At 63.2% G+C, this 19609-nt stretch carries 19 protein-coding genes and 1 riboswitch; of the genes, 6 read left to right on the top strand and 13 right to left on the bottom strand.

Features of this window, described 5'->3' with window-relative positions:
- Positions 1-150 precede the first annotated feature (150 nt).
- A complete protein-coding gene (locus LB554_RS14335; protein ID WP_140713983.1) occupies positions 151-1245 on the bottom strand; it encodes a 2'-deoxycytidine 5'-triphosphate deaminase in 1095 nt (364 codons plus the stop codon).
- Between the two features lie 159 nt (positions 1246-1404).
- Positions 1405-1482, top strand: a riboswitch (SAM riboswitch).
- A 56-nt stretch (positions 1483-1538) separates the two neighbouring features.
- Here LB554_RS14335 and LB554_RS14340 point away from each other — a divergent pair.
- Positions 1539-2729 (top strand): O-succinylhomoserine sulfhydrylase, encoded by a 1191-nt coding sequence (locus LB554_RS14340; RefSeq protein ID WP_015319287.1) that lies wholly within the window; start codon positions 1539-1541, stop codon positions 2727-2729.
- 30 nt (positions 2730-2759) lie between these two features.
- Here LB554_RS14340 and LB554_RS14345 read toward each other — a convergent pair whose 3' ends face one another.
- Positions 2760-3911, bottom strand: coding sequence for a ceramide glucosyltransferase (locus tag LB554_RS14345; protein WP_140660685.1), 1152 nt, complete (start codon positions 3909-3911; stop codon positions 2760-2762).
- A 219-nt stretch (positions 3912-4130) separates the two neighbouring features.
- Here LB554_RS14345 and apaG point away from each other — a divergent pair, with 219 nt between their 5' ends.
- A complete protein-coding gene (gene apaG, locus LB554_RS14350; protein WP_023772981.1) occupies positions 4131-4523 on the top strand; it encodes a Co2+/Mg2+ efflux protein ApaG in 393 nt (130 codons plus the stop codon).
- 74 nt (positions 4524-4597) lie between these two features.
- Here apaG and LB554_RS14355 read toward each other — a convergent pair whose 3' ends face one another.
- The 3 genes from LB554_RS14355 to LB554_RS14365 all read right to left on the bottom strand — a co-directional run bounded on the left by LB554_RS14355 (position 4598) and on the right by LB554_RS14365 (position 7904).
- Positions 4598-5629, bottom strand: coding sequence for an Hsp33 family molecular chaperone (locus LB554_RS14355; RefSeq protein WP_140614741.1), 1032 nt, complete (start codon positions 5627-5629; stop codon positions 4598-4600).
- Between the two features lie 147 nt (positions 5630-5776).
- Positions 5777-6688 (bottom strand): ornithine carbamoyltransferase, encoded by a 912-nt coding sequence (argF, locus tag LB554_RS14360; protein ID WP_140660683.1) that lies wholly within the window; start codon positions 6686-6688, stop codon positions 5777-5779.
- Between the two features lie 16 nt (positions 6689-6704).
- A complete protein-coding gene (locus LB554_RS14365) occupies positions 6705-7904 on the bottom strand; it encodes an aspartate aminotransferase family protein (RefSeq protein WP_224585180.1) in 1200 nt (399 codons plus the stop codon).
- Positions 7905-8260: 356 nt separating this feature from the next.
- Between LB554_RS14365 and LB554_RS14370 the strand changes: the two genes are divergently transcribed.
- The gene (locus tag LB554_RS14370) at positions 8261-8779 is read left to right on the top strand and encodes a GcrA family cell cycle regulator (protein ID WP_140614743.1); all 519 of its coding nucleotides are present in this window, start codon (positions 8261-8263) and stop codon (positions 8777-8779) included.
- Between the two features lie 71 nt (positions 8780-8850).
- Here LB554_RS14370 and LB554_RS14375 read toward each other — a convergent pair whose 3' ends face one another.
- The 3 genes from LB554_RS14375 to LB554_RS14385 form a co-directional block, all read right to left on the bottom strand.
- Positions 8851-9858 (bottom strand): magnesium and cobalt transport protein CorA, encoded by a 1008-nt coding sequence (locus tag LB554_RS14375; protein ID WP_224524548.1) that lies wholly within the window; start codon positions 9856-9858, stop codon positions 8851-8853.
- Positions 9859-9955: 97 nt separating this feature from the next.
- A complete protein-coding gene (gene phoU / locus LB554_RS14380) occupies positions 9956-10681 on the bottom strand; it encodes a phosphate signaling complex protein PhoU (RefSeq protein WP_015319295.1) in 726 nt (241 codons plus the stop codon).
- A gap of 114 nt (positions 10682-10795) precedes the next feature.
- Complete coding sequence (locus tag LB554_RS14385; protein WP_015319296.1) at positions 10796-12061, bottom strand: ATP-binding protein; 1266 nt, start codon at positions 12059-12061, stop codon at positions 10796-10798.
- A gap of 156 nt (positions 12062-12217) precedes the next feature.
- Here LB554_RS14385 and ppk2 point away from each other — a divergent pair, with 156 nt between their 5' ends.
- Positions 12218-13126 carry a polyphosphate kinase 2 gene (gene ppk2 / locus LB554_RS14390; RefSeq protein WP_140878245.1) on the top strand — a complete coding sequence of 303 codons (909 nt, stop codon included), beginning with the start codon at positions 12218-12220 and terminating at the stop codon, positions 13124-13126.
- Between the two features lie 74 nt (positions 13127-13200).
- Here the strand turns inward: ppk2 and LB554_RS14395 are convergent, their stop codons facing one another.
- The 3 genes from LB554_RS14395 to LB554_RS14405 all read right to left on the bottom strand — a co-directional run bounded on the left by LB554_RS14395 (position 13201) and on the right by LB554_RS14405 (position 15415).
- Positions 13201-13950: an enoyl-CoA hydratase-related protein gene (locus LB554_RS14395; RefSeq protein WP_224585182.1), complete on the bottom strand. Its 750-nt coding sequence runs from the start codon at positions 13948-13950 to the stop codon at positions 13201-13203.
- Positions 13947-14585, bottom strand: coding sequence for an acyl-homoserine-lactone synthase (locus tag LB554_RS14400; protein ID WP_015319299.1), 639 nt, complete (start codon positions 14583-14585; stop codon positions 13947-13949). The genes LB554_RS14395 and LB554_RS14400 overlap by 4 nt, the downstream gene beginning before the upstream one ends.
- A 98-nt stretch (positions 14586-14683) precedes the next feature.
- Positions 14684-15415 (bottom strand): helix-turn-helix transcriptional regulator, encoded by a 732-nt coding sequence (locus LB554_RS14405; RefSeq protein ID WP_041163567.1) that lies wholly within the window; start codon positions 15413-15415, stop codon positions 14684-14686.
- A 259-nt stretch (positions 15416-15674) separates the two neighbouring features.
- On the opposite strand from LB554_RS14405, the gene LB554_RS14410 reads away from it, so the two are divergent.
- On the top strand, positions 15675-16526 hold the full coding sequence (locus LB554_RS14410; protein WP_140787174.1) for a transporter substrate-binding domain-containing protein: 852 nt from the start codon (positions 15675-15677) through the stop codon (positions 16524-16526).
- Positions 16527-16565: 39 nt separating this feature from the next.
- Here LB554_RS14410 and LB554_RS14415 read toward each other — a convergent pair whose 3' ends face one another.
- Positions 16566-16979 (bottom strand): tellurite resistance TerB family protein, encoded by a 414-nt coding sequence (locus LB554_RS14415; RefSeq protein ID WP_015319302.1) that lies wholly within the window; start codon positions 16977-16979, stop codon positions 16566-16568.
- 156 nt (positions 16980-17135) lie between these two features.
- Here LB554_RS14415 and LB554_RS14420 point away from each other — a divergent pair, with 156 nt between their 5' ends.
- Positions 17136-18782, top strand: a complete 1647-nt coding sequence (locus tag LB554_RS14420) for a lysine--tRNA ligase (RefSeq protein ID WP_224585183.1) — start codon at positions 17136-17138, stop codon at positions 18780-18782.
- Here the strand turns inward: LB554_RS14420 and LB554_RS14425 are convergent.
- A complete protein-coding gene (locus LB554_RS14425) occupies positions 18748-19602 on the bottom strand; it encodes a thermonuclease family protein (protein WP_348642090.1) in 855 nt (284 codons plus the stop codon). The two genes, LB554_RS14420 and LB554_RS14425, sit on opposite strands and share 35 nt — an antisense overlap.
- Positions 19603-19609: the final 7 nt, after the last annotated feature.

The following is a 19609-nucleotide window of genomic DNA, read 5'->3' on the forward strand; positions in this document are numbered from 1 at the left end:
ATCCAGCCAGCATCTTGAATCACAAATCCAACCGAGCGGGAATCCCTTCCGATTCTATCAAGCGATGAACCGCTCTAGCAATAGGTTTCAGTCACGCCTTCGTCCCTGCCGGGCATCTCTCCCACAAGAGCGAGGTCGGCAGCTTCGACTTTAGCGCACGGCGCGGAAATGCTTCGACAGCTTCAGGCCCTGCGCCTGGTAGTTCGAGCCGAGATCGGTGCCGTAGAGCGCCTGCGGTCGCTTCAGCATATGCTCGTAGACCAGCCGGCCGACGATCTGGCCGTGGTCGAGGATGAACGGCACTTCGTGGCTGCGCACTTCGAGCACCGCCCGGCTGCCGGTGCCGCCGGCCGCCGAATGGCCGAAACCCGGATCGAAAAAGCCGGCATAGTGGACGCGAAACTCGCCGACCAGCGGATCGAACGGCGTCATCTCGGCGGCGTAGAGCGGCGGCACATGCACCGCCTCCTGGCTGACGAGGATGTAGAACTCGTCGGGATCGAGCACCAGTTCGCCGGCGCGGCTCTTGTGGATCGGCTCCCAGAAGTCGAGGACATCCTGCGCGGCGCGCTTGTCGACATCGACGAGGCCGGTGTGGTGCTTGCCGCGATAGCCGACCAGCCCATCCTTGTCGCCATTGAGGTCGATCGACAGCGCGATGCCGCCGCCGGAAATGTTCGGTGGCTCCGTGGCGACCAGCATCTCGGCACGATGCAGTTCATGCAACTCGGCTTCCGAGAGCAGCGCGTTGCCGGTGCGAAAGCGGATTTGAGACAGGCGCGAACCCGTGCGCGCGATGATCGGAAAGGTGCGCGGGCTGACCTCGAGATAGAGCGGACCGTTGTAGCCGGCGGCGATCTTATCGAACTCATGGCCCCGATCGGTCATGACGCGGGTGAAGATGTCGAGCCGCCCGGTCGAGCTCTTCGGATTGGCCGAGGCCGAAATGTCAGCCGGCAGGGCCAGACTTTCGAGCAGCGGCACAATATAGACGCAGCCGGTTTCGAGGACCGCGCCTTCGGTCAGACTGATCTCGTGCAGTTGCAGCCGATCGAGCTTTTCCGACACCTTGTGGTTGGGACCGGGCAGGAACGAGGCGCGAACCCGCCAGGCCTTTTCGCCCAATCTGAGATCAAGGCTCGCCGGCTGGATCTGGTCGGCATCAAGCGCGCGCGGCGACTTCAGCGCGCCGGACCGGAACAGCGCCGATATGTCCTGATCGGGAAGAATGCCTGTCTGCCGCAAAGTCTGGCTCCGCCCCAAGACTGGTCTCTTTCGTTTGCAGGTTCTTGTTTGTTGCAGGTTCTTGCCGCAAAACCGCGGGGCACTTCTGCGGAACCTGCCTTGGTACAAACGTCTTAATGAAGCCGGCAATTGACGCAAGCGTGGCGCGGGTCTAAAGGGTCGTTATCCCGTGGTGATTTGGCCGGTCGGCTTGCAGCCACGTTAAACAAGTCGCTAAAGGACCGTCGGGCCGCAAGGCCGTATGGACCGGTTGCGACTTTCGCGGCCGGTTTTTTTGTGTCTGGAACAAAGCGATGAGCACCAAGAAGCGCAACTGGAAACCTCAGACGGCACTCGTGCATGGCGGAACCCTGCGTTCCGGCTTCGGCGAAACCTCCGAGGCGATGTACCTGACCCAGGGCTATGTCTATCAGACGGCGCAGGCCGCCGAGGCCCGCTTCAAGGGCGAAGAGCCTGGTTTCATCTATTCGCGCTACGCCAACCCGACCGTCGACATGTTCGAAAAGCGCATGTGCGCGCTTGAAGGCGCCGAAGACGCGCGCGCCACGGCGTCGGGCATGGCGGCGGTGACGGCTGCCCTTCTGTGCAGCGTCAAGGCCGGCGACCACATCGTGGCCGCGCGCGCGCTGTTCGGCTCCTGCCGCTGGGTGGTCGAGACGCTGGCGCCGCGCTATGGCATCGAGGCGACCTTGGTCGACGGCACCGAGATCGCCAATTGGGAAAAGGCGGTCAGGCCGAACACCAAGCTGTTCTTCCTGGAAAGCCCGACCAACCCGACGCTCGAGGTCGTCGACATCGCCGCCGTCGCCTCGCTTGCCAATTCGATCGGCGCGCGGCTGGTCGTCGACAATGTCTTTGCCACGCCGCTGCAACAGAAGCCGTTGCAGCTTGGTGCGCACATCGTCGTCTACTCGGCCACGAAGCACATTGACGGCCAGGGCCGCTGCCTGGGCGGCGTCATCCTGTCGGACAAGAAGTGGATTGACGAGAACCTGCACGACTATTTCCGCCACACCGGTCCCAGCCTGTCGCCGTTCAACGCCTGGACGCTGCTGAAGGGCCTGGAAACCTTGCCGCTGCGCGTGCGCCAGCAGACCGAGAGCGCCGGCAGGATCGCCGACTTCCTGGCCGGGCAGCCGCAGATCGCCCGCGTCATCTATCCCGGCCGCGCCGACCACCCGCAGGCCGATATCGTCAAGAAGCAGATGTCGGGTGGCTCGACGCTGATCTGCCTCGACGTCAAGGGCGGCAAGCCGGCGGCCTTCGCCCTGCAGAACGCCCTCGACATCGTGCTGATCTCGAACAATCTGGGCGATGCCAAGAGCCTGATCACCCATCCGGCGACGACCACCCACAAGAACCTCAGCGATGAGGCCCGCGCCGAACTCGGCATCGGGCCCGGTACGCTCAGGCTGTCGGTCGGCCTGGAGGATACGGACGATCTGCTGGAAGATATCGCGCAAGCCTTGAAGGCCGCCAAATAGGTTTCGTCCAGGCAGCGTCGTCAGCAGCGATCAAGCGCTCGATGGCGTCTCCTCCAGTTCCGCCGTCTTGGTGCGGATGGTCATGGCGTTGCCGCGCCAGTCGACGGCGCCGCCGAGCCAGCCGCGCGCCCAGATGGCCGGGAGCATGACGTCCCGCGCGACCGTCGCCGCGATCATGCGCGTCGAGACGTGCCAACCCTTGGCCAGGGCCAGAGCGCATTCCGGAAGATAGAACGCCGCCAGCACGGCAATCGCGGTCGCCCAGAGACTAATGCCGGCGCTCGCCGCGGCAATCAGCGCAAGAACCAGCGGGACCGCCGCACCAGTCAGGATCTCGGGCGCGAAGAACAGCGGGAAAGTGACGCGGCGCAGGCGCGCCCAGCGGGCCTGGCGCGACCAGATCTCGCCAAACGTGCGCTGGCCGAGCGGCTGCTCGAAGGGGGCGGCAACGAGGTTGACACGCAGGCCGAGGCCGTTCACCAGCTTGGTCGCGGCGGCGTCCTCGGCGATCTCGGCGGCCAGCGCGCGTATGCCGCCATTGGCGTCCAGCATCGGCTTGTTCCACAGCATGCTCTTGCCCTGCGCGAAGCCGAGGCCGAGCGCCGCGCCGGCATACTGCCAGCGGGCCTGCAATGTGTTGAGGAAGGCGCATTCGACGTCGGCCCAGAAACCATCTGGCCTGGAGCCGATCGGCGTCGAGCAGACAAGGCCGGTACCGTGCTGCCACGCCGCCATCATGTGCTCGACATAGTCCCTCGGCATCAGAACGTTGGAATCGGCAAGAATGACCCAGTCGTGGCGCGCCGCTTCCCAGCCTTTGACGCAGTTGTTGAGCTTTGGATTGGCACTGACACGGTCGTCGCCGATCAACAGCCGGGCCGGCACCTGCGGAAACCGGGCAATCGCCCTGTTTATCAGTTTGACCACCGGGTCGTCGGCATGGGCGACGCAGAAGATCAGTTCGTAGCGTGGCCAGTCGAGCGCGAAGGCGCGTTCCAGCGTCTCATGTGTGAATGGCTCGACGCCGCGCGACGGGACGACAATCGACACCGCCGGCGATCTGCCCGCCGGCGGGGCAATCGTGGTGCGCCGTTTCAGCTGTGAAGCGGCAAGCAGGATGCTGGCAGCGTTTGAGAGGATGAGTGCGGTCGAAAGCGAGGCGGATATGAGAGTGAGTTCCATCGAGATCTGGTCACTCCGGAAGTCGGCCCGCGTCGCGGCCGTTTTCAACAGTTCGACAGAGGGCCGAGTCGCCCGGTTCGCGCACACCACCATTGTCGTGTGTCACTTAAATGACATTCTTTGCCGGCACCTGCGTTTCAATCCCAGGCGCGACAAGACGCGCACGTTGACCTGCTCACCGCGAGCGTCGAAAGTCGTCGGATTGTTTTGGAGCCGCTCATGTACCGCGCCGTGACGCGCAACATCGAAGTGCAGGTCAGGCCGTTCTATCTGGAGGATCGTTCAGATCCCCAGGAGAACCGCTACGTCTGGGGCTATCAGATAACGATCGACAACCAGTCTGACGAGTTCGTGCAGCTTCTGTCGCGCTATTGGCACATCACCGATGGTGCCGGCCGGGTCGAGGAGGTCCGCGGGCCGGGCGTTGTCGGCGACCAGCCGGAACTCAATCCCGGCGACAGCTATCAGTACACGTCCGGCTGCCCGCTCTCGACACCCTCCGGGATCATGGTCGGACGCTACACGATGCGCAACAAGCGCGGCGAGACGTTCGACATCGCCATCCCGGCCTTCTCGCTCGATCTGCCGGGGACAAGGCGCACGGTGAACTGAGGGCCGACGGTCGCGTCGCCCCTCATCCGCCCTTCGGGCACCTTCTCCCCGCGGAACGGAGAGAAGGAAAGGCTTTACTGAGCCGCAAACTCGGCTGGATCGAAGTCGTACTGCGTCGAGCAGAATTCGCAGGCGACATGGATGCCGCCATCCTCGGTGCTGTCCTTGATCTCCTGCGCTGAGAAGCCTTCGAGGATGCCACGGATCTTGTCGCGGGAGCATGAGCACTGGTCGGCCACGGGAACGCCGCCGAAGACGCGCACGCCATGCTCATGGAACAGACGATAGAGCAGCCGCTCGGCGCCGATGGTCGGGTCGATCAATTCGGTCGGCTCGATGGTGCCGAGCAAGGCCAGGAGTTCCTGCCAGGAATTATCGGCCGGATCGTGGACTCCCTCGCGCGGATCGCCGTCCCCACCCGGCAGGTCCGGAATGCGCATGCGCTCGGGCGATTGCGGCAGGAACTGCGCCAGGATGCCGCCGGCGCGCCATTGCTCGCGCGCGCCGCCGATCCCGGGCGTCAGCAGCTTGGCGACCGAGAGCCTGATATCGGTCGGGATCTGTTCCGACTGACGGAAATAGGTGCGCGCCGCGTCTTCCAGCGTTTCGCCGTCGAGTTGGACGATGCCTTGGTAGCGCTGAGTATGGGCGCCCTGGTCGATGGTCAGCGCCAGCACGCCGCTGCCAAGCAGCGTCTGCTGGGACGTCTCGCCTGCCGCGACCAGTGCTTCGAGCCGATCCGCATCGAAGCGTGCATAGGCACGCAGTGCCGAGGGCGTGGAGAAGTCCGCGACCAGCATGTCGACAGGCCCGTCGGTGCGGGTCTGCAGGATGAACTTGCCTTCGAATTTGAGCGAGGTGCCGAGCAGAACGGTCAGCACACAGGCTTCCGCCAGCAGGCGGGCGACCGGCTCGGGATAATCGTGGCGGCCAAGGATGGCGTCGAGCATCGGCCCAAGCTGGACCGTGCGGCCGCGCACGTCGAGCGGACCGACCTCGAAGGGAACGACGTGATCGTCGCCGGCGTAGCCGAACTCGCCGAGTTTGGGGTGATGTTCAGTCACTTGATGGCTTTCCAACATGACAAAGCTCCAGGGCGCGGCCATGCGGCCCTGGTGGGCACATGCGTCCAAACGCGCTTGATTTGCGTGATGCGGCGCAGATAGGCATCGCGCCGCCGCAGATCAAGCGCCTGGGCATTTCAGGCGCCTGGGCATTTCGGGCGCCCAAGACACTTCAAGCACCAAGACACTCTAAGCACCGAGGCACCAGGCAAGCACTGCCTTCTGGGCATGGAGCCGGTTCTCGGCCTCGTCGAAGACCACCGAATGCGGCCCGTCGATGACCTCGTCGGTCACTTCCTCGCCGCGATGGGCCGGCAGGCAGTGCATGAACAATGCATCCGGCTTGGCCTTGGCCATCAGCGCCGCGTTGACCTGATAGGGCGAGAAGACATTGTGCCCGCGAGCACGGTGTTCCTGTCCCATCGACACCCAGCAATCGGTGACGATGCAGTCGGCCTGGTCGACGGCTTCCTCGGGCGAGCGGGTGAAATGCAGCTTGCCGCCATGCGCCTTGGACCAGTCGACATGCTTCTGCGCCGGTTCGCTGCCTTCGGGCACGGCGACGTTGAGATTGAATCGGAACCGTGCCGAGGCCTCGAGCAGCGAGTGCAGCACATTGTTGCCGTCGCCGGTCCAGGCAATCGTCTTGCCGGCCACCGGACCGCGGTGCTCCTCGAAAGTCATGATGTCGGCCATCAGCTGGCAAGGGTGGGTGTCGTCGGTCAGGCCGTTGATCACCGGAACGGTAGCATTCTCGGTCAGCTCCAGCAGCCGCTCATGAGAGGTGGTGCGGATCATGATCGCATCGACATAGCGCGACAGCACCTTGGCGGTGTCGGCGATCGTCTCGGAGCGGCCGAGCTGCATCTCGGTGCCGGTCAGCATGATGGTCTCGCCGCCGAGCTGGCGCATGCCGACGTCGAAAGAAACGCGCGTGCGCGTCGACGGCTTGTCGAAGATCATGGCCAGCACCTTGCCTTCGAGCGGCTTGCTCCGCTCGCCGGCCTTGAGACGCGCCTTTCGCGTCACCGCATCATCCAGCATGAAGCGCAGATCGCCTTCGGAAACGGTGGAAAGATCGGTGAAATGGCGAACTGACATCAGGAATGGTTCCGGATTACTTCGCGGCGGCGGAGGCGATCGCCTCCGACAGGCCCTTGGCGCCGGCGCGGATGCGGTTGAGCGCTTCGTGAATCTCGGCGTCGGTGACGGTGAGCGGTGGCAGCAGGCGAATGACGTTGTCGCCGGCCGGAACGGCCAGCAAATGCTGGTCGCGCAGCGCCATGTTCACCTTGCCGTTGGGCATCGCGCATTTGAGGCCGAGCATCAGCCCGGTGCCCCTGATATCCTCGACAATTTCGGGGAATTCGTCGGCTATCGAGGCTAGCCCCTGCTTCATCAGCAGCGCCTTGCGCTGGACATCCTCCAGGAAGCCGTCTTCCAGCACGACGTCGAGCACGGCGTTGCCGACCGCCATTGCCAGCGGATTGCCGCCGAATGTGGTGCCGTGCACGCCAGCGGTCATGCCGACGGCCGCCTCGTCGGTGGCAAGGCAGGCGCCCATCGGGAAGCCGCCGCCAATGCCCTTGGCGATTGCCATGATGTCGGGCGTCACCGCGGACCACTCATGCGCGAACAGCTTGCCGGTACGGCCAATGCCGCATTGGACCTCGTCGTATATCAACAACAGGCCGTGCTGTTCGCAGAGCTGCCGCAGCCGCTTGAGCGACTGTGTCGGTACCGGGCGGATACCGCCCTCGCCTTGCACCGGCTCGATCAGGATCGCGGCGGTCTCGGGCGTGATCGCCTTCTCGGCGGCATCGATGTCGTCGAAGCCAACCTGGTCGAAGCCTTCGACCTTGGGTCCGAAGCCTTCGAGATATTTGTACTGGCCGCCTGCCGCGATGGTCGCCAGCGTGCGGCCATGGAAGGCGCCCTCGAAGGTGATGATGCGGAAGCGCTCGGGATTGCCCTTGACGAAATGGTAGCGCCGCGCCGTCTTGATCGCGCATTCCAGCGCCTCGGCGCCGGAATTGGTGAAGAACACCTTGTCGGCGAAGGTGGCATCGACCAGCCGCTCGCCAAGCCTGCTCTGCCCCGGGATTTCATAGAGATTGGAGACGTGCCAGAGTTTCGCCGCCTGCTCGGTGAGGGCCGCGACCAGGTGCGGATGGCCATGGCCAAGCGAATTGACCGCGATGCCGCCGGCGAAATCGAGATATCGCTCGCCCTTGTCGGTGACCAGCCAAGTGCCTTCCCCATGGTCGAAGGCCAGGGGTGCGCGAGCAAAGGTCTCGTAAAGCGCCGAACCGCTCATTATATGCGTCTCCGGTACCGGAAAATCAAAAAAGCCGCCAAAGCGGCGGCCTTCTGCGGCTTATCGTGTTTTTCGGCCATGAAGTCAACGAAAACGTCGCGTAGTGGCGCGCGGCAAGCCCCCCGACGCAACGCCGGCTCATGAGCGACCGGGCAAGTTGGGGAAAACCGAAAAAACCGATTCGTGTTGCACTTGGGACTCTTGTCACCGAGTCAGCGCATAGAGTAGTTGTAGTCAAGAAATAACTAGATTTCGTGCGGCGGACCTAATCACCAGATATATGTGGTGTCTGCCCTAGCAGTGGTGCTGGGTCGGGAATGGATTCTGATTGCCGCACGCTTATGAGGAGCGCGGTCATGAACTGGACTGACGAGCGGGTAGAACTCTTGAGAAAACTGTGGTCGGAGGGTCTGAGCGCAAGCCAGATTGCTGCGCAGCTTGGAGGGGTCAGCCGCAATGCCGTCATCGGCAAGGTGCACCGGCTGAAGCTGTCGGGTCGCGGTCGCGCAACGGCGACGCCGGCACGCCAGAAGAAGGCGACGCAGGGATCGACCGTCCAGAAATCGGTGGCGCGCGCCGCAAGCACGGCACGCCACGTCACGACTTCGATCGGCGCGACGGCCCTTCAGACGCAATTCGACGCCGAACCGGTGGCGCGGCACTACATCCGTCCGGTCGAGAACGTCGTGGTGCCGATCTCACGGCATCTGCAGCTCGTCGAACTGACCGAGCGCACCTGCAAATGGCCGAACGGCGATCCACTTTCGGAGGACTTCAATTTCTGCGGCAACGAAGCCGCTGAAACTGGTCCCTACTGTAAATACCATGCCCGCGTGGCGTTCCAGCCGGCGGCGGAGCGGCGGCGGAATAGATAAGCGGTGAGTACTGAGTAGTGAGGAAACAAGCGCTCCCACCAACCACTACTGACTACTGACTACCGACTTCCTCACAGCCAGCCGTTCTTCCTGAAGCGCCAATAAAGGAAGCAGCAGATAAGCGCGATGGTGGCCAGCACCATCGGATAGCCATATGCCATCTTCAGCTCCGGCATGTCGGTAAAGTTCATGCCGTAGATGCCGGCGAATGCGGTTGGCACGGCCAGGATGGCCGCCCATGAGGCGAGTTTCTTGGAGATCGCCGTTTCCTGGCTTTGACCGACCAGAAGACTGGCTTCGAAGGCAAAGGCCAGCACCTCGCGCAGACTGTCGATCTTCTCCTGGACAGTACGGATGTGGTCCGTCACGTCGCGGAACAGCGGGTGCATGGCCGAATGGATCTGCGGCAGGTCGGCGCTGGTCAGCCGGCGACAGACTTCCACCAAGGGCAATGCCGCGTTGCGCAGGCGCAGGAGGTCGCGGCGCAGCATGTAGAGGCGTTCGATATCGGGTCCGGTCATCGGCTTCAACAGGACCTTGTCCTCGATCGCCTCGACCTCGTCCTCGATCTGCTCGAGCACGGGCATGTAATTGTCGACGATGAAGTCGAGAATGGCATAGAGGACGAAGTCCTCCCCCTTGGCCAGCGAGTGCGGGCAGCTTTCCCAGTGCTGCCGCACGGCGGCATAGGATGTCGAAGGACCGTGCCTGACGCTGACGATATAGCCTGAGCCGACAAACAGATGTGTCTCGCCGAAGGTGACGCGCCCGTCGATCAGCTGCGCCGTGCGGGCGACGATGAACAGCGCATCGCCATATTGCTCGATCTTTGGCCGCTGGTGCGGATGCTCGGCATCCTCGATCGCCAGTTCATGCAGATGAAACTGCGCCTTGACGCGCAGCAGGAGGTCGCGGTCAGGCTCAAGCAGCCCGATCCAGACGACATGTCCCGATTTCTTGGCCCATTCGCCGGCTTCCTCGATCGGAATATCGGCGATACGGCGCCCGGCGGTATAGACGCCGCAGGCGATGATGCCCGATGTCGGCGGCGAGGCCTTGAACTCCCGGACATATTCCATCGCAGCCTCCCGAAAGCGTTGCCTTCCCTGGGGAACCAGCAAGCTTATCTCGGGATAGTCTACCGCAATATGATCAAGCGTTCGAGAGGATGTGCGTTCACTTCACCGGCAGCGCCTCGGGGAGGCCGATCTTGTCGGTCTTGTCGCCTTTCGGCCGGTCGGCGGGCATCTGGTCGCCGGTGACGATGTAATAGATGGTCTCGGCGATGTTGGTGGCGTGATCGCCGATCCGCTCGATATTCTTGGCGCAGAACAGCAGATGCGTACAGGGCGTGATGTTGCGCGGATCTTCCATCATGTAGGTCAGCAATTCGCGAAACAGCGACGTGTACATGGCATCGATCTGGTCGTCACGGTCGCGCACGAAGCCGATCTTGTCGACCGAGCGCGACGCATAGACGTCGAGGACTTCCTTCAGCTGGGTCAGCGCCAAATTGGCCAGAGCCTCCAGGCCGCGAAACAGGCTGGTCGGCTGCCGGCCGTCGGTAACGGCAACCACCCGCTTGGCGACGTTCTTGCCGAGGTCGCCGACGCGCTCGAGGTCGGCCGAAATGCGGATGGCGCCGACGATCTCGCGCAGGTCAGTCGCCATCGGCTGACGCCTGGCGATGATGATGATCGCCTTGTCGTCGATCTCACGCTGTCCCTCGTCCAGGACGGCGTCGTCGCGAATGACCTTCTGGGCCAGCCCCGGATCGGCATTGACCAGGGCGGCGACCGCCTGCTCGACCATGCGCTCGGCGTGCCCACCCATCGCGGCGATGCGCTTCGAAAGATATTTCAGTTCCTCGTCATAGGCGCTGACAATGTGAACGGACTGCATGGATGAAATGCCTTCCCACGGGATCTTGTCTTTGAGTCGTTTCCTCGAATCCCCGCTGATACGCTAACGGGATGACAGAAAAAAGAAACGGCCCCGTGGAAAACTAGGGCAGTATCAGTGCGCCGGCAAATGGACCGAGAAGGCGGCGCCCTTGCCGACCTCGGACCTGATCGTCAGCCTGGCGTTGTGACGTGTCAGGATGTGCTTGACGATCGACAGGCCAAGCCCCGTGCCCTTCTGGGTCCGGCTGGTCTCGACATCGATACGATAGAAGCGCTCGGTGATGCGCGGTATGTGCTCCTCGGGGATGCCGGGACCAAAATCCCTGATGGTGACGTCGATGCCGGGTTCGGAACCATCATCGCCGCGCGCGATCGACACCACGACACGACCGCCCGACTGGCCGTATTTGCAGGCATTTTCCAAAAGGTTCTCGAACACCTGGAACAGCTCGTCGCGATCGCCCGGCACATCGAGCGGCCCCTTGGCGAAATCGCGCTCGATGGCGACATTGTTTTCGCGGGCGAGCGGGCCGAGCGAATCGATGACGCTGTCGACGGTCTGGCGCAGATCGACTTCGGTTCCCGGCTTGAGATAGGGCTTCATCTCCAATCGCGACAGAGACAGGAGGTCGTCGATCAGGCGGGCCATGCGGCCGGTCTGGTTCTGCATGATCTGGAGGAACTGCTCGCGCGCCGCCGGATCGTTGCGGGCCGGTCCGCGCAGCGTTTCGATGAAGCCCGCGATCGAAGCCAGCGGGGTGCGCAATTCGTGACTGGCATTGGCGATGAAGTCGGCGCGCATGCGGTCGATACGCCGCGCCTCGCTCTGGTCCTTGAAAACCAGCACATAAAGATCGGTGCCATGCCCGACCGAGGATGCGCTGACCCGGTAGGCCCGTTCGACAGGCAGCTTCTCCGTGTAGTCGACGACATCCGAGGCGACAGTGCCCGACAGCACACTGTCCAGCAGCGCCTGCATTTCCGGCGCCCGGAATTTCAGCGGCAGCGATATGCCGGGCGCGATGCCGCCAAAGGCGGCAAAGGCGGCGGCGTTGGCGTGGACGATGGTGGCGGCGTGGTCGAAGATGATGAGCGGGTCGGCCACGGCGGCCGCCAGATATTCACCGGACAGGCGCTGCAAGCCAATCGCCTCGATCGCCGCGGCGTTCCCCGCGGAATGGCGGGCGCCGGTGACCGGCAATATTGCCGCGGCCGGCAGCAGGAGCAGCGCCGGCACCAGCACGTAGGCGGAAAAGCCCGCGAAGCCAAAGGCGATCAGAACCGCCACGACACCGGCCGCAAGCAGCCAGCGGCTGTGCCACAGCCGAGCGGCCACAGCTTGCCCCGTGCTCTTCTGCTCTGCGCCCAGCTCGGTCATTCGCGCGCCCAGCCTCCACCGGTCAGACGGCGGCGAAAACTTCCGCTGGACCGCAAATCAAAAGTGCTACAGCCTCCTTTGCGCGTCCAAACGGAGGCGCGGTGCTGTAGTGGCTCCCAATAGCATGAGTCCAGACACTTAAAAGGGTTCGTCTGCATGAAAAAAGCCAACGACAATTCGGTCACTCCAACCTCGGGCCCGCTGAAAATCAGGATCGGCGGCAAGGAACGGGAGTTCGATATCGAGAATCCCGAGCTTCCGGACTGGGTCGAGGAGAACAAGCTGACCGCGGGCGGATATCCTTACGACAAGAAGATGAAGAGCGAGGAGTATGACGAGACGCTCGAGAAATTGCAGATAGAGCTCGTCAAGGCGCAGGCATGGCTGCAGGCGACCGGCAAGCGGATGATGGCGCTGTTCGAGGGTCGTGACGCGGCCGGCAAGGGCGGCACGATATTCGTGCTGCGCCAGTATCTTAACCCACGCACGGCGCGCAACGTCGCGCTGACCAAGCCAACCCCGACGGAACTGGGGCAATGGTACTACCAGCGCTACGCCGACCATTTCCCGACAGCGGGCGAATTCGTCACCTTCGACCGCTCCTGGTACAATCGTGCCGGCGTCGAGCCGGTGATGGGTTTTTGCACCCCCGAACAGCACGAGAAGTTTCTCGACGAGACGCCTCATTTCGAGCGCATGATCGTCAATGACGGCATCTATTTCTTCAAATTCTGGCTGAACATCGGCCGGGAGACGCAGCTCGAGCGCTTTCACGATCGCCGCTACAGTCCGCTGAAGAGCTGGAAATTCTCGCCGATCGACATTGCCGGCATCACCAAGTGGGACGATTACACCAAGGCACGCGACACCATGTTCGAGCGCACCCACAAGGAGTTCGCGCCATGGATGATCGTGCGGGCCAACGACAAGCGCCGCGCGCGGCTGGCGGTGATGCGCCGCATCCTGCTGTCGCTGCCCTACGAGGGGCGCGATCTCGACGCTATCGGCAAGGAAGATAAGAAGATCATCGGCGAAGGGCCGTCATTCCTGGGCAAGCAGGACTGACACTTTTGGCGCCGCGCGGCCAGAAAGGCAGCGCGGCGCGGTTGATGCAGGTCCTTTCTCTCGGCCTTTTCGACTCAGGCCGCCAGACGCGCGATCCGCTGCAACCGTCGCAACGTGGCGTCGTCCTGCAGCGCCTGCTGGAACAGCGATATCTCCTCATCGATGCGCTCGCAAAGCGCGGCGGTGTTCCCCTTGAGCAGGCCGCGTGTCTGCAGCAAAGCGGCAACCGGCTTTTTGGCGAGCTGCCTGGCTCGGCCAAGCGCCGCTTCCTCGACGCTGCCTTCCGCGACGATCTCGGCAACGAGGCCGAGCGCTCTGGCGTCTTCGGCAACAAGCGTGTCGCCGAGACAGAAGAAGCGGAAAGCACCGGCATAGCCGAGTTTCTGCGGCGCCAGGATGCTGGTTGCCGCGTCCGGCACCAGGCCGAAATCGACGAACGGCACCCGGAAGGTGCTTTTTTCAGATGCGATCACCATGTCGCAATGGAACAGGATGGTGCAGCCGACGCCGACGGCATCGCCGTCGACACAGGCCAGGATCGGCTTTGGAAACGTCGCCAGCATGCGGAACATGTCGGTGACGGCGGCGATCAGCTTCTGGTGCTTGGCGGCATCCAGGAATTCGGAAAAGTCACCACCAAGGCAGAAGCAGCCGGCCAGGCCGCGCAGCACGACAACCCGCACCTCGTCATTCTCGGCGGCTTCATGGAACGTCCCGGCAAGGCTCTCATAGGCCCTCCGGTCGAGCACCGGCCGGCCGTCGTTCGACGACACGGTGACGATCAGTGTGTGGTTGCGCAGTTCGGGTTGCGGGTGCGCGTTCATGACGCCCTCCTTTGACCGAACATGTCGGGATATCCCCTGGCCAGGACGGGTGCATGATGATTGCGGCGCGAACGCACCACGTCCAGCGTGTGCTCGTTGAAGGTGAGCAGCGTCGCCACGACCTGCTGGTTGCCATAGGTGCGCTGATAACCGAGCGGCGTCGCCAGGAAGTGCAGTTGCAATGCGCGCAGCACCCACATCGGCTCGAACTCGATGATCACCTTGTCGACGCCGCGCTTCAGACCCCACTCGACGAAACCGGCTATCAATTCCGTGCCGACGGTCGAGACGCCGCGACGCCCATCGCGAAAACCCGGAGCCACCGCATAGCGGGTCAACTCCCAGATGTTGGGACCCGCCGGCGGCGTTCCTTCGGAGAGATCGGTCAACACCTCGGTCAACAAATGCGGCCGTGTGGTCGGCAACATCCTCTGATAGCCCGCGACTTCATTGCCCCTGATGACGATCTGATGCACCGCCTCGTCATGATCGAACTGGTCGACTTCAAATCCGTCGGGGCGCCGAAGGTCCTCCCATCCCATCTCCTCGACGAATATCCGGTAGCGCAGCCGATGGACGGCCTCCCAAAGGTCGGGACGTTCCATCAATTCCTTGGTCGTAAGACAAAAAAGCATTCCGTAGTCTCCTGTGGTTCAGGGGAAGATACGGCCGTGCTTCGATGCGAAAATTGCGTGATCACGTAGGCAAGAAGTTCTAGGCCTGCACGGCCGACCTAGCTAATGTAGCCGCGCCTTATCGCCTCGGCGACTGCCTGGACCCGGTTGACGGCACCGAGTTTGCTTTTGGCGTTAAGAAGATGTTTCTCCGAGGTGTGCTCGGAGATGCCGAGGATTTGGGAAATCTCCCATTCGGACTTGCCGACGGCAGCCCATTGCAGGCATTCGCGTTCGCGCGGCGTCAGCTCGATGTGATCGATCGTCGTGGTCGCCATGGTGTGGAGTTGCATGGCGCGGCCGACGGCATAGGTCGAGACCAGGGAGACCAGGCCGAACTCGGCCGCCGACAGTTCCACGGCCTCGCCCCCCAGCGACACCATGACGATTTCGCCGTCGAGCGTGATCAACGGAAAGGCCAGCCCGTCGCGCAACTTGAAGGCGCCGGCGTCGCCCATCACTTCGCCGCTGCTCTTGTCGATGCGGATGCCCTGGGCGGCTTCCCGCCACTGGAACGGCGCTTGCAGCTGTTTCATGTGACTGACGACGGGATCGTGATCGACATAGTTGCGCGTCACGTAGCGCTCGAGCCATTCGACCGGCCAGTCGCAGAGCAGCACATGCTGCTTCTGCTGGCCCGTCGGTGTGCCCGGCTGCGGAACGGTTCCGGCCATCAGCGCGGTCAGACCGAACTCCGACGTTACGCCCAACAGTTTCTCGCAGACCGCGGCCGCCGTTGCGGCGTGCTGCAGTTGATCTATGTATTCCAGCGTTCGATCGAACTGACTCATCGCAACATCAACCCCATGTTGCCTCATGCATTAAGTCCATGGTCCGCGCCTTCCCGGCACTTCGCCACCGACCACGGATTGCAAAGCGCCCGCTTCCGGTTGTGGTTCTCGACCCTGGTATTCCCACCAGGGCAGCCACCGCTGTTTGCAAACCGACCGAACCATATCCTGAAATCGAAGCGTTGAAATCAAAAAGCATTGTGCCTGTATCGTTTTCGTACCAAAACCGGCACGAGCACGGGTGCGGGGGAGTTTTATCGTGGCGTTCCAATGGAGGTCCCATGTCCTGGCAGCGGCGCTCATCGCCGCATTGTCATGGGTTTCCGGCGCGGGCGCGGCCGAGCCGCAGGTGCCGGTGTTGTGGGATGCCAAGGAGCGGCTTCCGAAGCCCGACCTTGCGGCGCTGCCGCGGCTGCGGTTCCTGACGACCACGGATTTTCCGCCCTTCAATTTCCTCGACGGCGCGGGGAAGCTGTCCGGTTTCCACATCGACCTGGCGCGCGCCATCTGCGCGGAACTCGGCATCGTCGACAAATGCCAGATCCAGGCCTTGCCTTGGGCGGAGCTTCAAGGCGCGCTTGAGAGGGGCGAAGGTGAAGCTGTTATCGCCGGCATTGCCCCGACGTCACAGTCGCGCCAAACATACGCCTTCTCGCGCGCCTACCTGCAGTTCCCGGCGCGCTTCATTACTGCGAAGAACAAGGCGCTGGCGGAACCGCTCTTCGACAAATTGCACGGCAAGCGAGTCGGCGTGATATCGGGCTCGGCCCATGAACGCATGCTGCGCGATTATTTCGGCACGATCCAGGTCGTCCCCTTCGACAAGCCGGAAGCCCTCTATGGCGACCTCAAGGCCGGCAAGATCGACGCGGCTTTCGGCGATGGCATGCGCTTCGCCTTCTGGCTCGGCGGCTCCGATGCCGCCGGCTGCTGTCGCTTTGCCGGCGGCCCCTACCTGGCGCCCGAATATCTGGGCACCGGAATGGCCATCGCCACGCGAGCGGACAATCCGGCGCTGGCCGCGGCCCTCGACTACGCTTTGCAAGAGATTTCGATGAAAGGCACCTTTGCCGAATTCTACCTGCGCTATTTCCCGGTCAGTTTCTTCTGATCCGGTCCGGTCAGCTTTTCTGATCCGGCCGTAACCTCGTCAGGTCAGAGTTCGCAGCCTTGCCTTGGCCGCACGGCCGATGGCCGCCACGGTCAGCGTGTCGAGATCGAGCTGGCGACGGATCAACTGCAGCACCCGCACTTCCTCCAGCCGCATCTCCAGATCGACGGCGGCCACTTCGAAGGCCGCGGCATAGGCGGTGTCGCGCAACCGCTCCGGCAGCGCCTCCGAGACCTGGGTCAGGACACCTTCGAGCCCACCCTTCTCATGCAGCATCTTCTGGCAGGCCTGGGCCACGGCAACCAACCGGTCCTGCTTGAAATCCTCGAACACCGGCCACGAGCGAACAACCTCACCGATCCTGGCCAGTTCGACATCGGTCATGTCCCGGTCGGAGGCCGAAGTGATGACCATCAGATAGATCAGGGCTTCGTGCGGGGTGGGCGACAGCATTCTTTGCTCCTTGAACGGGCTCCGAAGGTAGGAAGGGGAGCCTGAGGCCGCAAGGAAAAAGCGCCCGACGCGTTGACGCTCCGGCCACGCACGCCTAGAGACCGGTTGAAAATGCACTTGCGGCTATTGCCGGGATACAATCTGGAAAACTGTGACATGGCGGGATCAAACATCATCGATCTCAATCCCGAACTGCTGACGGCCGCGGCCGAGAGCAAGGCATGGCCGTTCGAGGAAGCCAAAAAGATTATCGAACGCTACAAGGGCGCCGATTTCCCCAAAACGATCCTGTTCGAGACCGGCTATGGACCGTCGGGCCTGCCGCATATCGGCACGTTCGGCGAAGTGGCGCGCACCTCGATGGTGCGTCATGCGTTCCGCGTGCTGACGCAGGACAAGGTCGCGACCAAGCTGCTGTGCTTTTCCGACGACATGGACGGCATGCGCAAGATACCCGACAGCGTGCCGGACCGCGCTGCGCTCGAGCCATATCTGCACAAGCCGCTGTCATCGGTGCCCAACCCCTTCGGCGGCGACTATGCGAGCTTCGCCGACCATAATAATGCGATGCTCTGCCGCTTCCTCGACACGTTCGGCTTCGATTACGAATTCGCCAGCGCGACGCAGTACTACAAGTCAGGCCGTTTCGACGCGATGCTGTTGCGCGCCGCCGAACGCTACGACCAGATCATGGCGGTCATGCTGCCGACGCTCGGACCCGAGCGGCAGGCGACCTACAGCCCCTTCCTGCCGATCTCGCCAAAGAGTGGGCGCGTGCTTTACGTTCCCATGAAGCATGTCGACGCCAAGGCCGGCACCATCACCTTCAACGATGATGGCACCGAAACCACGCTGCCGGTCACCGGCGGCCGCGTGAAGCTGCAGTGGAAGCCGGATTTCGGCATGCGCTGGGCGGCACTCGGCGTCGATTTCGAGATGTTCGGCAAGGACCATCAGACCAATGCAGTGGTTTACGACCGCATCTGCAACATACTGGGCGGGCGGGCGCCGGAGCATTTCGTCTACGAACTGTTCCTCGATGAGAATGGCCAGAAGATCTCGAAGTCGAAAGGCAACGGCCTGACCATCGACGAATGGCTGACCTATGCACCGACCGAGAGCCTCGGGCTCTACATGTACCAGCGGCCGCGGCAGGCCAAGAAACTCTATTTCGACGTCATCCCGCGGGCCGTGGACGAATACTACACCTTCCTCGCCGCCTATCCCCGCCAGGAGTGGAAGGAGCGGCTGGGCAACCCGGTCTGGCATATGCATGACGGCAACCCGCCCGCCATCGACATGCCGGTGCCGTTCTCGCTGCTGCTCAACCTTGTCAGCGCCTCCAATGCGCAGAACAAGGAGGTGCTGTGGGGCTTCATCTCGCGTCACGTCGCGGGTGTGACTCCGGCGACCCATCCCGAGCTGGACCGGCTGACGGGCTACGCGATCCGCTACTTCGACGATTTCGTGAAGCCGACGAAAACCTTTCGCCCGGCCGACGAGGTCGAGCGCGAAGCGCTGGTGGCTCTCGAAAAGGCACTTGGCGACTTGCCGGCGGGCGCCAGCGGCGAAGCGATCCAGAACGCTTCGCTCAACGTGGCGCGCAAGATCGAACGCTATCAGGATCATTCCAAGCAAAGTCCTGAAGGTGGCCCGGGTGTCTCAGGCGCCTTCTTCCAGATGATCTACCAGGTGCTGATCGGCCAGGAGCGTGGTCCACGCTTTGGATCATTCGCCGCCCTCTACGGCGTCGCCGAGACCCGCTCGCTCATTCAGAAGGCGCTGGCTGGTCAGCTGGCTTGAGGACGCCGCCGTCCTCCTCCAGGATCGAGCCCGGCGCCTGAGGCGCTGGGGTGGGTGCGGCCGGCATCGCCGAGATGCCGGCAAGGTTCGGCGCCGACCCGAAAATGCCTTTCTTCGCGCCTTGTGCCTTGTCACCGGCCTCGACATAGGGTCCGCCCTTGGCGGCACGCGCCCAGCCGTTTTCGACCAGCCATTGACCGACATCCTGCTTGCCGATCCGGCATTCCGCCGCGATCCGGTCGCGTCCGCCTTCCGGCGGCACCGTGCAAACCACGGCGCGGCCGCGCAGAAAGGCGCGGAATGCCGTGCGCGCGCGGATGCCGCACGGCCAGGATTTCCCGTCGGTGGTGCAGGTCTCGTCCTGCCTGACGACATCGATGCCGGAAATCGCGACCGAATACCCCTTCGCCTCGATCAGGCCGGCGGCCGGAGCTACCGGCTGGAACAGCTTCGTGCCGTTCCAGTCGTCGGGCATTTTAGGCTTGGGCGGCACGGCGAGCGCCAGCTTGCTCAACGGCGCACGCGGCTCGACCCGCTCGAGTTCGCCGGTGGGCAGTTCCGGCGGCGCGACCACGTCCGGGTCGATCGCCCGCGAATGCACCGCCGGATTTGGTGGCTGCGCCGGTGCACGAATCGCTGAGGTGGACGGTTCCTCGGGCGTCGCATCCCTATCTGCCTCAGCGGTAGTGTCGGCGCCGGGATCGATCTGATCCACCGCAACAGTGCTTTCGCTGCCTTTCAGCGTGCGTCCGCCGGCAACGACCAGCGCCGCCATCGCCGGGATCATCAGAACCGCCAGGACAAGATGAGGAAGTCGCACCCGTTGC

The organism is Mesorhizobium sp. CO1-1-11, assembly GCF_020164995.1.
In the GTDB taxonomy this organism is placed as follows: domain Bacteria; phylum Pseudomonadota; class Alphaproteobacteria; order Rhizobiales; family Rhizobiaceae; genus Mesorhizobium; species Mesorhizobium australicum.

Excerpts from the sequence above, each read along its gene's own strand:
- LB554_RS14340 (WP_015319287.1), top strand. The coding sequence starts at position 1,539 with ATGAGCACCAAGAAGCGCAACTGGAAACCTCAGACGGCACTCGTGCAT.
- LB554_RS14345 (WP_140660685.1), bottom strand. The coding sequence starts at position 3,911 with ATGGAACTCACTCTCATATCCGCCTCGCTTTCGACCGCACTCATCCTC.
- apaG (WP_023772981.1), top strand. The coding sequence starts at position 4,131 with ATGTACCGCGCCGTGACGCGCAACATCGAAGTGCAGGTCAGGCCGTTC.
- LB554_RS14355 (WP_140614741.1), bottom strand. The coding sequence starts at position 5,629 with ATGGCCGCGCCCTGGAGCTTTGTCATGTTGGAAAGCCATCAAGTGACT.
- argF (WP_140660683.1), bottom strand. The coding sequence starts at position 6,688 with ATGTCAGTTCGCCATTTCACCGATCTTTCCACCGTTTCCGAAGGCGAT.
- LB554_RS14365 (WP_224585180.1), bottom strand. The coding sequence starts at position 7,904 with ATGAGCGGTTCGGCGCTTTACGAGACCTTTGCTCGCGCACCCCTGGCC.
- LB554_RS14370 (WP_140614743.1), top strand. The coding sequence starts at position 8,261 with ATGAACTGGACTGACGAGCGGGTAGAACTCTTGAGAAAACTGTGGTCG.
- LB554_RS14375 (WP_224524548.1), bottom strand. The coding sequence starts at position 9,858 with ATGGAATATGTCCGGGAGTTCAAGGCCTCGCCGCCGACATCGGGCATC.
- phoU (WP_015319295.1), bottom strand. The coding sequence starts at position 10,681 with ATGCAGTCCGTTCACATTGTCAGCGCCTATGACGAGGAACTGAAATAT.
- LB554_RS14385 (WP_015319296.1), bottom strand. The coding sequence starts at position 12,061 with ATGACCGAGCTGGGCGCAGAGCAGAAGAGCACGGGGCAAGCTGTGGCC.
- ppk2 (WP_140878245.1), top strand. The coding sequence starts at position 12,218 with ATGAAAAAAGCCAACGACAATTCGGTCACTCCAACCTCGGGCCCGCTG.
- LB554_RS14395 (WP_224585182.1), bottom strand. The coding sequence starts at position 13,950 with ATGAACGCGCACCCGCAACCCGAACTGCGCAACCACACACTGATCGTC.
- LB554_RS14400 (WP_015319299.1), bottom strand. The coding sequence starts at position 14,585 with ATGCTTTTTTGTCTTACGACCAAGGAATTGATGGAACGTCCCGACCTT.
- LB554_RS14405 (WP_041163567.1), bottom strand. The coding sequence starts at position 15,415 with ATGAGTCAGTTCGATCGAACGCTGGAATACATAGATCAACTGCAGCAC.
- LB554_RS14415 (WP_015319302.1), bottom strand. The coding sequence starts at position 16,979 with ATGCTGTCGCCCACCCCGCACGAAGCCCTGATCTATCTGATGGTCATC.
- LB554_RS14420 (WP_224585183.1), top strand. The coding sequence starts at position 17,136 with ATGGCGGGATCAAACATCATCGATCTCAATCCCGAACTGCTGACGGCC.